This window comes from Zooshikella ganghwensis (genome assembly GCF_018263875.1).
Classification (GTDB): Bacteria; Pseudomonadota; Gammaproteobacteria; order Pseudomonadales; family Zooshikellaceae; genus Zooshikella; species Zooshikella ganghwensis.
In genome coordinates this window covers 234,791-249,472 of the sequence record NZ_JAEVHG010000007.1, presented here as the reverse complement: position 1 = coordinate 249,472, position 14,682 = coordinate 234,791, and the positions used below count along the sequence as shown (strand labels likewise).

The 14,682-nt window shown below is 44.9% G+C and carries 5 protein-coding genes (1 of these 5 running past the window's edge); all 5 read right to left on the bottom strand.

Annotated features, from left to right (window positions below; translation table 11 throughout):
- The coding region (locus tag KHS79_RS12405; protein WP_212719384.1) for a DUF6531 domain-containing protein at nucleotides 1–4,234 on the bottom strand (4,234 nt) is incomplete at its 3' end.
- Nucleotides 4,235–4,590: 356 nt separating this feature from the next.
- Nucleotides 4,591–10,437 carry a thrombospondin type 3 repeat-containing protein gene (locus tag KHS79_RS12400; protein WP_212719382.1) on the bottom strand — a complete coding sequence of 1,949 codons (5,847 nt, stop codon included), beginning with the start codon at nucleotides 10,435–10,437 and terminating at the stop codon, nucleotides 4,591–4,593.
- Between the two features lie 215 nt (nucleotides 10,438–10,652).
- Nucleotides 10,653–11,663, bottom strand: a complete 1,011-nt coding sequence (locus KHS79_RS12395) for a hypothetical protein (RefSeq protein WP_212719380.1) — start codon at nucleotides 11,661–11,663, stop codon at nucleotides 10,653–10,655.
- A 1-nt stretch (nucleotide 11,664) separates the two neighbouring features.
- Nucleotides 11,665–12,513, bottom strand: a complete 849-nt coding sequence (locus KHS79_RS12390) for a peptidylprolyl isomerase (RefSeq protein ID WP_212719378.1) — start codon at nucleotides 12,511–12,513, stop codon at nucleotides 11,665–11,667.
- Between the two features lie 440 nt (nucleotides 12,514–12,953).
- Nucleotides 12,954–14,682, bottom strand: partial view of an Ig-like domain-containing protein gene (locus KHS79_RS12385; RefSeq protein WP_212719376.1) — the 3' end only. Its footprint extends 43,409 nt past the window's final position; 1,729 of the gene's 45,138 nt are visible here — the last part of the coding sequence; its start codon lies off the right edge, out of view — the gene reads right to left on this strand; the stop codon is at nucleotides 12,954–12,956.

Genomic DNA, 14,682 nt, shown 5'->3' with positions numbered 1-14,682 from the left:
TGCCTTCAGCGGCCCCTGTACCTAACAACACATAAGTATTGACCTTGGCCGGATGATCCTGCTGACCAGTGACTTTTTCGGTGAGGATATTGCCATGTTCATCGTAGGTGTGGGTGGTCTTGACGCCATTTTCATTGGTGCGAGACAGCAGCAAGACATCCTTATCCGCCCAGGTATGCTCAATGGTGCCCACAGGGGAGGTGATGGTTAGCGGGGAGCCATAACGGTTAAAGGTATAACGGGTCTCGTTTCCGCGGTTATCGGTAACGGTTGTGGTGAGTTCTGTGTTATTACGACGAGCACGGCCATTGTAACTGAATTGGGCCTGAGTGTTATCCGGATAGTCGATTTGGGTATACCAGGCCGAATCCATGATCAGATTCTCAGTGGCGGAGGCTTGCAGCTGATACGGCACGGCTTGATAGCGGGTAGTATGACCATTGGCATCGGTGATACTTTGTATCCGATGCAGCTGCACCCAGTCAGCCATCTGTTGAGGGTCTGCAACCGTCCCTTGGTAACCGTATTTCTCTTCTACGGCCGTTTGCTGGCTGCGGATGATCCGATTTACCAACCGGGTTTGGGCGTCATAGAAGAACTCCACTTCCAGATCACCCGGGGCTTTGATTTTGGTGATACGGAAATCGCCCTGCCGGCTTTCATAAAAAAAGTCCAAACGGCGACCTGCACTGTCCACCACCGACTTCAAGCGGCCGTCACCTGAGCCATCGTGATAACTCAGCTGGGTTTGGTTACCATTAGTGTCTTCGATATAAGCGAGATGCCAACTGCGGTTACTCTGGTCGAAGGCATACTGGCGGAAATGATAGCGAGTCCCGTCTTTGGTGTAGAGGTCATAACGATTGCCAACTTTTTTTAAGGTGCCGTGGTAGCCTTTACCGGCTCGATAGCGGTCCCCTTCTTCAATAAACACCATGCCTTTCACAGAGACATAACCACAGCCGGTACGGTATAGCGCCACATCATAGTTATGACTCCAGCCTCGACCTAAACGCCCGGCATCACGGCTTTGGCTATTGTAACTGCGGGTAAACTGTAAACCGCCCCCGCGACCAGGAATATCAATATCCGTGCGGGAAAAGGCTAAATTGCCGGTAAATAAATCAATATTACGCTCCACCACATGACCCACAGGCAACTGGTTATCGATATCATAAAATACCTCTAGCACCCCGCTGTACTGCTCTTTTTTATGGGAAATTTCAGAAACGCCCGTCATCTGATAGGTAAACAAGCCATTGGGGTAAGCTGCGGGGTCGAATTCATAAAGGTGGGTACCGGCTGGATACAACACCTCATCCAGTAGTTTCGTCTCACTACTTGTCGTACCACTGAAGCGGTCACGGGTGGTGAGGGTAATTTTGGCAGGCTGCTGTAAATTGAATTGCAAACGAGCAGGAGTCACACACACACGCTCGTTGGGGATATCTAACTTAATTCGGCCTTTAACCACTTCCGGTACTTGTAAAAAAGGGCCTGGAAAGTTGTATTGCCATAAAATGTTCTGAGAATCGTTATTGGCATACAGCCGAAGCGTCAATAGCCCATCCGCATCAAGCTGGCGGACTTTTTCCAAGTTATCAATAGTGACCTTTTGCTTTTTATCAAAAGTAACAGACACCTCCTGATCCCCAATAGCCAGCACAAGCTCCCCCGGCTTTGACCAGCTTTTAAGTGTTTCAAGCTCAGGTGCAATCAAACTATAAAACCAGGTTAACAGCTTATCTCCTGGCTGTATTAAGGAAGGGTTGACTAACACATCGCGGATGGTTTCCTGGCCCTCGTTGACATTGAGAATTTGCAAAGACTGCACATTCAGATCATACAAACTGAACTGCAATTCAGGGCGGTAAACCCAATGATAGTAATGTTGCAGCTCCGCAGGCTCAGTCACCTTTGCCGCTCGTGCTGCAACCTCATCAAAGATGGGTACCTTGATGGGAACAAAACGCTCAGAGGTTAGGCCAACACTGCTGCGCTTGCTGGCAAACGTTGGGTTACGGTATTTGGGGACCGCACTGACCTGCACATAAAAGTGCTGACGACTCATCACCTTTTCTGAAAAATGAATTAGTTGGGTATGTCGCCCAGGTTGAATACTAAAGTGAGCCATATTGGCTTGAGAACAAAGCTTATCTGTACAACTATTTGTCGCAGGCGTTAGCTGATTCGGAGCCGTCACTCTTGCCAAACGCCCTGTATAACCATAATCTGCTAACACTGGCGGTAGAGGTTGATCATTGTGATCTAGCCACTCTGTAAATACCGCTACAAACTTATCTGCAGTCAGTCCTGAACCTTCAGCTCCAATCATTTGATCTTGTTTAAGTTGATTCGATGCTTTCCTAGTTGGTCGACGCACAGCCCAAATTTTGAGGTTGGGCGGATACATTTTAACTTCGCCCACAACTGTGGATAAGTCACTGTCCCCAGCTTGCCCGTAGTTTTTGCCCAAGGTAACGGTTTTATGCCCCATATAACCTGTCACCCGATTAATTAAATAGAGAGTAACCTGTTCCCCAGGCCGAATATGATCATAATTACGCAATCTAAAACGAGGTTTAACGCCATCTTGCACTTGCCAGCGTTCAAAGTTCCTGTTAGGCCGGAATATTTCACCTAGCCTTCCTCGTAAACGCACCAAAAACTGAAAGTGACTGTCCTTTTCACCTTTCGCTAATGCGCCAGAGGTTAAGCCTTTTTGCTCCGCAACCAGTTCACCTGTTGAGGTACGTACCACATATAAGTCAGTATTTTGAATAACCTCTTCATTGACTTGGGTGACCATTCCTTTATGACTAAAATCCTCATACCAGTCCACTTGGCGAATTAAATCTGGAGGGCCTGTTTGGTTATAACGAAAAAAAATACCCAATACCTCCGCATCATCGAGATGATCAACGCGTATAAATATTTTTTTATCGCTATTGAGAGACTTAACTAGTTTACCCGGCACAACCCAATCATCACGGCCATCATTATTGAGATCATAAGTTGGCATTATTTTTCGATCAGGTCGCCAATCAAAATCATAATAAACACCATAAACTGAAAGGACATCACCCACTAAGATAGGGACTTCATCCTGACTATAAAGACTTCCACTGCCACGTAACACCATCATATCCACGGGAAAATCAATGTGATAATAAAAGATTGATTGCAGTGCTAAAACTTCATTGACGCGATAGTCATACACCGCCAGTCCATTACAGTGACTTTCTTTTTCTCGAATTAAAAAATACGGTAAATATTCCGTTTTACGGGGATGAAAACGACTGTAATGCAACTCGGCAATTATGGGATTATGGTAGGTTATTTCAAACCCTGGACAGGCTGGATTAAAATACTCAATACGATATTTACCCAGCTCGTCTGTCGTACTCGTAAACTCAGAACCTGCAGCAGCAAATACTTTGGTATAAGGCAGGGGATTTAATAACTCATCGTCAAATTTACGTCGAAATGTGCGCTCTTCGCCTGTCCCTGGATTGACAATAAACCCTGTTCTATAGCCAATATTATTTTCCGTTCGATAAATAGCTTGTCCCGTTTTTTTTCTAATAAGCACACTACGAATATAATTTGATGGATGTGTAGACACCGGGTAAGCATAAGCATAAATAGGAATTTCGAGTAAAATATTGTTACTATCAGGTGTTATAAACTCCTGTTTTAAAACCCATACATATAAGGTATCTGGCAACAATGTTTTCTTGAAAACAGGGTCACCATTCTGATCCCAAAAATTAGCTCTTTCATAATCCTCACGTTTTAATAACTTAAATTGGTTTTTATAGTCTATTTCAATTTTTTCTCTTTGATATAAATAGCCATTAAACTCTGCACTACTCATTATCTGAGTATCAGCAAACTTACCATACTGCTCACCAATAACATTAACTTCTTTTCCTGTTAGATCATATTCCACTAAAATCGGCGCATCATTTTCGCCTTTAATAATACTTCTGGCATAGACTGCACCAGTCACTAGCTCAGACTGATGAATATATTCTCCACCTCTTAACAACCCAAACGAAAATGCATGGATCTTCCCAGAGATAGAAATAACAAGTAGTACAAGCCAGAAACTTAACCCCAGCCGCAATAAACACAGCCAACGAGGCGCAAAAAGATTTAATTGAATAACAGGCTCATACCACTGCATATGATTAACTACCCTACGCTCAATAAAGCGTTTTTTTACCTTCAATCTTTCCCTTGATGCTATATATTTCACGAATACATCTTTGGCTTTGGCGTTATTAGCGCCCACACCCAAAACACTATGCACTGCATAAACGATTTTTCAGTATTGTTATCGTCCCTTGATGGCATCACCCTAAAATCATTCATTTTAGGTATGCATAATTAAATAATTATTCTATTCACCCAAACTGATTTATTGACTCGGTATTTAGGGCATAAGGTAAAGCTGTTTTTGGAGCAGATGCTGGGAGCATCGTTAGCATTAGTGGCCAAGGATGGCCTTCTAATGCGGGCGGAAAAAATAACTTTACTTTATTGCCTTACACCCAACACCCAACTTCAATCAACGCAATAAACTCATTATTCCTGCAATAACAACAGCACTTCTGCAAAACTCGCTTTACCCTCAGCATAATTTTTCAGTGTTTCTTGATAAGCTGGTGCCGCAATACCATAAGCAATGGCATCCAGCCGATCATAGTAAGTGTCTCCCTGACTCACCACGCGATTATTTTGAACCTGACCAACACCTACAGGCACCATCCTATCGGCTTGTCCACTATAGCCCAGTAAAAACACATAACTGTCATTGGGGGGAACATGATCATAGCTGCCATCCAATGCAGGAATAACAAAATCAACAGCCAACGAACCACTGACTTGAACCCCGGCTGGCTGCAAGACATAAGCCCACTGAGGAATTAATGGACGAGTCATGGGAAACGGGATTTGATTGTCTGGTACAAAAACCGCGGCCATAGCTCCTTGCTGACGACCATCGGTAAACAACAGCCTGGCCTGCTGACTATCCAGGAGCAATGCATCATTAGCAAAGCGATTAACACGGCCAGACTGCACAGGGGTATATAGCACTTGTTCAGTCATAGGTACCAGCGACACAATACTGGCCTCATTGCGTCGCCCACCCTCAATATCTAACCAACGCACACGCGAGCCAAAACGTCGATTTGTTAAGCCTGGATTAATCTCTAAACGATAACGCCCACCAGACAGTGTTTGCTGCGCATTATCACCATAGCCAAATTGATAAGCACCATCGCTATTAGTCACTGCCGTTCTATTAAACGTGAATGAATCACTTGCTGAGACAGTTGCGCTCGTGACAGGACCTTGCAAACGCACTTGAATATCGGCGACCGGCTGGTGGTAGATATCCATGATGGCACCATTGACAAACGTGGGCAGTGGCCGTGTCCGATAATTGCCTCGGAGCATTTCCTGCCCTTGGTACTGCACCTGGACATAAACCGTAGCGCCATAGGCTAACGCCTGCTGGGGATAAAATGCCACCACCTGCTCCCCAGGCAATACAGAAAGTGAGCCTGTAACTGGGGCAAAGTCACGGTTTATCGCTTGCAGCTGATAGCCTTTAGCAGACTCGCCCGTAGTACCTGTCGGGTCCATATCCTGATAACTGTAGCCATGGGCTGTCTCATTCACCTTCACCACTAACAGAGACTGATCAACCGGCTGATTAAAATAAAAGGTTATTGGCAGATTAGGTTCGTTACCTTCACTGCCAATTATTGGACTGGTTCGTTCAAGTGCGACAGGCTTTTGCTCGACCGGTAATAGCTGGAGCGGTTGAGTAATGGACTTCACAACCTCCCCCTGAACCGTGGCTTGGGCAACCAACTGAAAACTACCTGGGGTATTCGGTAAATTTAAGGTCGCGGAGCGCAGCACATCATTGCCTTGTAACTCAATGGCGGCAGAGGCGGTACTATCGGAAGTGGTATCACCGCCATCACTTACAAGCTGAACCGCTACCACAGTACCCGCACTTACTGTGCCTGAAAGCTGAACGGCCACCTCCAGCTGATAAGGCTCATCTCCAGTCAGCACATACTCTGCTGTTAATGGACTTAACCACTTCAGATTAACTTCCCCACGGAGCTGTAAGGCATAACTCAGTACCTGCTGATTACCCGCTTGATCTACAGCCCTTAACGTGACCAATTGACTTTGTCCAGGCACCAGTGAAATGGCTGAATTAAAGCTCAATGCATTAGGTGAGCCACTGACGGGTAACAGAGTGACAGGCTGATCATTAATCGTGAAGCTTGCCAGTTGCGCTTCCAGCACTGACCCCAGTAATGGATAAGGCTGAGTGACCACTTGATTAACAGCAGGTAACGGCTGCAAACTCCCGCTCCCCGCAGCAGCCTGTAAACGAATAACAGGCGGGGTTTGATCCCGATGATACGTTAGTTGCTGCTCGGTCACCTGTCCCAGGCTATCCTCAGCACGAAGGGTCACCATCCAACTATCCCCCTGTCCTCCCCAGTTCACCAGCTCCTGCAACTGAAAGGTTTTGGGTTGTACCGAGCCTAAGGGAATATCCTGCTGATTGAGCTGTACTTTTGCTAACCCTACGGTACTACTTATAGTGGCCTGCTGTATCCATCCTGGCTCCGCTAACCAGCTATTGTTAACCGGCTGGACGGCAGCAATCGTCGGCGCTGGTGCGGTAATTTCTGTTTTGTAGGTTAAGGTTAGTGTGCGGTCGAGGGTCTGCTCATCAGCCTTTAACTGTAAGGCCAGGGTATTACTGCCTTCTACCAGGGTGACCGCCTCAGCGGTAAAGGTAAAACGTGTATTATCTGAGGTTGGACTCACCACAGCAGGTTGTCCTGCTACGGTGACTGAAAGTTGTGCTACCGCTTTAGGAATGGTGATGTCACCGCTAACCACAACAGTATTTTGCGTGACTACACTACCCGGAACGGGCTGGTTAACTTGCAGGGCCAACGCCACCCCCGTATCAACACGAGTCACCGTAAGCTGTGCCTGCCCTACTCGTCCGCGACTGTCCTTAGCAGAAACTACAATAATATTGCGCCCCACGGCCAACGGCACAGTGGTTTGCCAACGGTTCCCCTGCAGTAACTTAACCACAAAGGGCGTATCCCCAAAGCGATCACTTCGGGCAGCCCACTGCAAGCTGTTATCCCACTGCTGTTTTAGACCACCTTCGATCAACAGCGTATCTGTTGAGACTTGCTTATTATCAGGGGTACTGATAAGTGGCTGGGGAGGCTCTAAAACAGGATAATCTGTTGCATCTGCAGGGTTTGTACCTGCCGCCAGTTCATCCTCATTACTGACACCATCACCATCTTTATCGGGATCACTGTTATCCCCAATGCCATCACCATCTAAATCATGGGTTTCATTAGGATTATCAGGAAAAGCGTCGCTGTCATTGACAACACCATCGCCATCTCGATCATCATCAATGGCGTCTGGCTTGCCATCTTTATCACTGTCTGGAGGCGTACTGGTACTGTCAGCAGGATCGGTACCGAGCTGGGTTTCAAAGTCATTACTGATGCCATCGCCATCTTTATCCAGATCACTATTATCCCCTTGTCCGTCACCGTCTAAGTCACTGGACTCTGTGGCATCATCGGGAAAGGCATCTTCATCATTGTTGACACCATCTCCATCTTTATCATCATCCAGCACATCAGGAATACCATCCTTATCCATGTCCGGGGGCGTACTGGCTGGGTCATTTGGATCGGTACCAAGCTGGGTTTCATACGCATTACTGATACCATCCCCATCTTTATCGGGATCACTGTTATCTCCCTGACCATCCCCATCCATATCACTGGATTCAGTTGCATCGTCTGGGAAAGCATCTTCATCATTAGTGACACCATCACCATCTCGGTCATTATCCAATGGGTCAGGAATTCCATCCTTGTCTAAATCTGCAGGGGTACTGTTCGGATCACTGGGGTCAGTGCCAAGCTGATCTTCATACGCATTACTAATGCCATCACCATCTTTATCAGGATCACTGTTATCCCCTACGCCATCACCATCGATATCACTAGACTCACTGGCATCATCTGGGAAGGCATCCTGTGCGTTGTTGACCCCGTCACCGTCCAGATCATCATCCAGGGCATCGGGAATACCATCCTTATCCAAGTCTGAGGGGGTACTGGCCGCATCGTTAGGATCAGTGCCTAACTGGGTTTCATAGGCATTACTGATACCGTCCCCATCACGATCAGTGTCGGCATTGTCACCTATACCATCACCATCAAGGTCACTGCTTTCATTAGCATCATCGGGGAAAGCATCTTGATCATTCGCGACCCCATCACCATCCCGATCATCATCCAGGGCATCTGGAATACCATCTTTATCCAGGTCGGGGGGCGTACTGGATGCATCATTAGGGTCAGTCCCTAGATGGGTTTCATAGTCATTGCTGATACCATCCCCGTCACGATCCGTATCGGCATTGTCGCCAATACCATCACCATCTAAGTCACTGCTTTCACTGGGATCATCGGGGAAAGCATCTTGATCATTCGCAACCCCATCACCATCCCGATCATCATCTAACGCATCAGGAATACCATCCTTGTCCAAGTCCGGGGGCGTACTGGCAGGGTCATTTGGATCGGTACCAAGCTGGGTTTCATACGCATTACTGATACCATCCCCGTCCCGATCCGTATCCGCATTATCACCAATGCCATCGCCATCTAAATCTGAATGTTCATGAGGATCATTGGGGAAGCGATCCAACGTATTGTTGACCCCATCGCCATCTCGATCCTCATCCAACGCATCAGGAATACCGTCTTTATCCAGGTCAGGGGGCGTGCTTGTGGCATCGTTGGGGTCGGTGCCAAGCTGGGTTTCATAGTCATTACTGATACCATCCCCATCCCGATCGGTGTCGGCATTATCGCCTATGCCATCGCCGTCCAGGTCACTGCTTTCCTTGGGGTCATCGGGGAACTGATCATTAGCATTGTTGACTCCATCACCATCCCGGTCGTCATCCAACGCATCGGGAATACCATCCTTATCCAAGTCAGGAGGTGTACTTGAGACATCATTGGGGTCGGTACCAAGTTGTTGCTCATAGGTATTACTGATACCGTCACCATCCCGATCCGTATCGGCATTATCACCAATACCATCGCCATCCAGATCACTGCTCTCATTGGGATCATCAGGAAAGGCATCAACACTATTCAGAACACCATCACCATCACGGTCCTGATCCAGCGCATCAGGAATACCATCTTTATCCAGATCTGGGGGGGCACTATTAGGATCACGAGGATTGGTACCTAGCTGTTGCTCATAGACATTGCTGATACCATCACCATCGATATCATCATCCAGTGCATCTGGAATTTTGTCATTGTCCATATCCGGAGGGCTGTCTGCTGCATTATCTGGGTCGGTACCCAGCTGTTCTTCAATGGCATTGGAGAAGCCATCGCCATCTCGGTCATCATCCAGGTGATCGAGAATGCCATCACCATCAAGGTCGGGACAATGCGAGTAAAAAGGCTGGCCTTGGCTGGCTTCGGGCAAGTAAAAAATCCTCGCCCCCCGGACAATATCAATATCACCCGCATTCAGTGCACCATATAGCTGGCTCTCTGGGCCAAACTGATAGTGATGTTCCGTATAAATTCGCGCAGTAATCCGCGAACTTCTAGCTTGCCGAACTGAACCTTTAACATAAATGGATAAGGGCGTACTCCCTGCATTACTCTCATTCATATTAATTCGGCTACTGCGGGGTAAGGTAAAACCATGGTTAACATATAAGGTGACCGGTCCATCCCCCCGTAAATAAATCTGGCTACGATTACCCAGGCTTAACCAGTTAATCCAATATTCACCTGCACTCAGCAAAACTTTGGCACGACCACCTAAACGTAAATAGTTAATGTGTATTCGCGGCATTCCTTGCGCAAAGCGGAGGGCAGCATTACGCCGCACAACAATATTGCCAAACTGGTTGCCATCTCTTGCTTGTAGCTGATAAGAACGACGAGGTTTAAGGTACACATTAATGTGATTTTGGCTGTAACGAAACTGCGGCTTAACCATCTGATTCGCAGTGCTATATGATGCCCAGCAGTTATAACGCCCACAGGTATTCCAGGCAAACCAGTCGTAGATCCAGGGGGTTTCCAGTTCAAAGCTGGGGTTATTAACCACCTTCCCACCTAAATAAAATACAATTCCACCTCGATGCTGGTTAACCTGCAATGCCCCATCAAACAATGATGAGCAATACTGTGCTGCCTGGCTACCAGCATTTACTCCAATCGATATCAGGCACAACAGGAGTCGTAAGCTAAATAAATAGAGCAAACGAAGGGGAGTGGTTTGAAAAAAGCGCCAATACATCATGACAGTGATACCCGAATTTCAGGAATACTCCTGAAAATACCGGTAAATCAATGAGGTCTGTATCGAATATGTTGAATTGCGTGCATGGGGTGATACGACATTTTTCAACCCTTCAATAAGAAGTAAGTAACTCCCTCATACTTGCCAGCTTACGACCTTATAAACTGCTTCATAGGCATCTCTAAAAATTCATTATTTTTGAGGTGCCCTAATATTTATTTAGGCTGTTCTTCACGTAAATCAGTCACTGTCACTTGGGCCATTGCTTTTGCAGCCGCTTCTTTAACCGCCTGCTGAATACGCAAAGGAGCTAATTTTTGCCTAATTTTATCAGCCACTTCAGGTAATGCTTGTTGTCCCAGGCTGACTTCTTTAAGCACTTTGACACGCATTACTTTTGCGATCTGACCTGATGTTTCTGGTTGTAAGTCACCACTTTCTGTTGGCTGATCTGTGTAAACTCTTGAAAGACTGCCTGCAGGTGTATCAGCAACTAACGCCCGTAAAGGTTCAGGTAATAAGTCAGGCTTTAACGTTGTTTGTTGTAGCCTGACAGGCAGTTTCTGCTGTTGCCATTGCTGAGCTTGTGCTTGCCAATCCATATCCATGGTTAGCTGACCAAACTGAGTGACCAATGCTTGCTGTTGTTCCGGCGATAATGGCTCAGTACTGGAGAATACCTGAAAGGTTTTTCTTACCCCTGCACTAAACTCTTCAGGATGTGCCTGGTAATACTGTTGTACATGTTCAGCTGTGACTGGCACAGGCTTGGTGTGTTTTGTTAAGTAACTTTTCACTAATTGTTCTTCACGATAGGCATTCACATGCCCCTCTAATTTTTGCTTTTCTTGATCAGACATTTCAGACAGAGCCATTTGCGCCATCGCTTGGCTTTGCACTAAACTTTGTAAAATTTTTTCTTCAAGGGCGTCATCATCTTGTAAATTAACGCTATTTCCTAACGTACGCTCAATTGCTAGCTGCACGTCCTGTTCCCGTATAACCGCATCATTTACTTTATACAAAGGTTTACTGTCTGCTACAGCTGTAGTATTTCCAGAGGCATCCACCTCGCTAGCATTTTGACTAACAGGATGCTCAGATGTTTTTTCTTTAGTCGAAGACGCATCATCACAACCTGCTAAAGTTACTGTGCACAGGATGATAAAAGCACTGCGAATATAAGACCCCATCATTTTTTTAACCGCTGCTAACCGCCTAATCACATTAAGGCTCCTGTAGCCGTTTTATTTTTGCTAATTGTAATAATCGATCAAGTTCAGCTTTGCGAGCCTGCTGTCGTAAAATATAACGTATATCACCACGTACTTTTTCCAAAGGTTGCTGAATCGTCTTCGCTGGCTCAACCACTTTAATGATATGGAATCCATAGGGCGTTGCTACTGGTGTAGAAACTTCGCCTTGTGCCATTGCAAAGGCAGTTGTTGAAAACGTCGGTGCAATTGCACCTTTGGGCAGCCAACCTAAATCACCACCTTTTGTCGCAGAAAGTTTATCTTCGGAGTACTGCTTAGCGGTTTCATTAAAATCAGCATCTGCCTGTATTTTGCTATACAACTCTTGAGCTTGATTTAACTTTGCTTGCCTTTCTGCCTCAGTCATTGAAGGTTTGGTTCGAATTAATATATGCGCAACGTGAACTTTTTCAGCAGAGTATTGCTGTTGATTTTTCGCATAATAATCCGCAACCGCCTCATCAGTAATTTGATTCTGTAAATATTGATCAAAATAACGACTGATCAACATCTGTTTTTTAAACTCATTAATCTCCGTATCAATTTGTTGTTGTGTAACGAGGGACTGTTTTTCTATCACATTAGCAAGTGCTTCCCGCTCAAGATACTGTGCCAATGCACGCGACTTTAGGTCTGTATTATCACTGGGTATCCGCTTAAACTGCAAATAAGCATTAAAAGCATCTTTTGTTATTATTTTATCGTTCACTTTTGCCAGGGTGGAGTTATCGGATACCACTTCTTTTTTTTCATCACGGGAGCAACCAGCGATAACGGCAGAAATAATTAAAACGCTCAACATACCGTTTCTATACTTCATACATTACTCCTGTTTTTTAAGCTTTAAATCGTTCCACTGTTCAGTGGTAAAAAGCGACAGATTAAAACAATAACTTGTAGAGTATAGCAGCCTTAAAGCCTTGTTTATCAATATATACTCGTTGTAAGGGATGTAGTTATTACCTTATTTTCCCTATGGAACACTCGTTTGCCCAGATAGCCCCAACACCACTCAACACGCCGTAAATCCATCCCTGGAGGCTCGGCTGCGACATCCATGTCGCAAACGGTTTCGTGGTGTTGGTCCTACTGCGCCTCACTATCTGAGCCGTACAAAAAAAATTCTAAAAATTAACTTTGCATTAGCTATATAGGTAAGTCAGTTTGTCAATTTCAAGTACAATGTTTACCCACATAAATGCCCTTATTTTTTGCTTAGTACTCTATATACCTCTCTAATTAGACCTTACTTATAGCTTTTTACTCTGGCCTAAACATTAGGTACATAAATGCAGGCCTTGCGGGTCTCTTCACAATTTCATCAGGTAACAATACTGATATGGTATTTGCTCCTGTAATCGTCTGGCTAATCAGCCGTATACTTCCTGAGCGAGGATCAATTAAGGCTAACCAAGTACGTACCTGTCCATTTCCTGTTGTTTTATCCGTAATAATGGCAACAAATTGATCAAGCCAACGATGATAATCCATCGCGATAATCCTAGGTTGTTCACCAATAATTTCAGGGAATAAAACGTTGCTAAATGCCAATGCTTTACCGCTGACTAAATCCACTTTAAACATCTTACATTCAGCAATCACATAAACAGGTGCTTGCGGGTAATTACCACGTTGAGCAATGGCTTGACCACACGACTCAGCACTATCGCCTTGTTCTGTTAAATTAATTAATTGCTCACCAATTTCATAAATACTTAAACGGTTTGAGGAAGAGCGACTTACACTATCAACAGCCAGGTAACCATCAGCGCCATTACTTAACCCCAGTACGAGTATATCTGTAATTGAATTACTTGATATTGGGGTTTCAGTAGCAACCTTGGTACTTTTAACATAAAACGTACTATCAATAATTGTAGGAATTTCTGAGTTCCCCTCATAAAACTCTTCTCCAGAAAGAGGAATACCAGCATTTCCAAAGTATGTGGATGTCATACCACTTTCTAAATCAAAAGTAATCCACTGATAGCTTTCAGCCGTTGAATCTACTTTTGCTAGACCAATTAAATCACCAGTTAAAGTTGTATCAATAGCGGCTATCTGTTGATGAGCAGTATCACCTATTAACGTTGCGGCACCATTACGAGGATTGACTTTATAAAGCCGACTATTACCAACCGCTTGAGGAACTGTTACAAAAATACTATGTTCAGGAATCGACTCTGTATTTTTTATTTCAGAGTGAAAACGTTGTTCTAATCCATCAATGTAACCGTCATTATCTGCATCCATATTTTCGGTAGATGCTGAAACACTCTCTTCATAATCACACAGCAGGTCATTATCATTATCTGTGCATACTGCAAAGTTCTGTACAGTATCACGCAGCTGACTAGGTACTCCATCCAATGTATTTCCCTGTAAACTCACTATTTTTTCAGCAAGCTGTTTAGCACTTTCCAGTGACTCTGCCATAGCCACAAAATGCAATATGGATGCATCTGCTCTTGAACTTAAGTGTATCGTATAATTAATTACTTTCTGACTTCCATCAATAGACGGTTTTATAACCGGGTCAGTACTTATACCACTGTTTTCAACTAATGCACTACCCGCAAACACCCAGATCAAGTAGCTCGTTTCGCCCGTTTGGCTGATAACATAACGATCCTGTGCAATATCAAATGATAAATCACCACTGGATGTGGCCATTATTTCACCATGACTTATCTCACCTAACTCGTAGCCTAAATTCACTGTTTGGGGTAGTTGACCTTGATTAGAAATGGTATCAATATAGCGCACAAATGGCTGCCCATAGGAAGAGATATAGATTGTTCTTGTAGCCGCTAACTGATTACTTAAATTAACTTTAGGGTAGTAGAGCTGTTGATATTGAGGGCTTAATCCATAAGAGTGATATCGTCCAGATATTGAGCTTGCTATTGAATCAAGAGCATTTGAGGTATACCGTTGGTTATCATTACGGGTAATAATGCTACCTCCAACTTTGTATTTCAAATGTAAC

Bases quoted from the DNA above. Each gene is read 5' to 3' on its own strand.
- KHS79_RS12390 (WP_212719378.1), bottom strand. From the start codon at position 12,513: ATGAAGTATAGAAACGGTATGTTGAGCGTTTTAATTATTTCTGCCGTT.
- KHS79_RS12400 (WP_212719382.1), bottom strand. From the start codon at position 10,437: ATGATGTATTGGCGCTTTTTTCAAACCACTCCCCTTCGTTTGCTCTAT.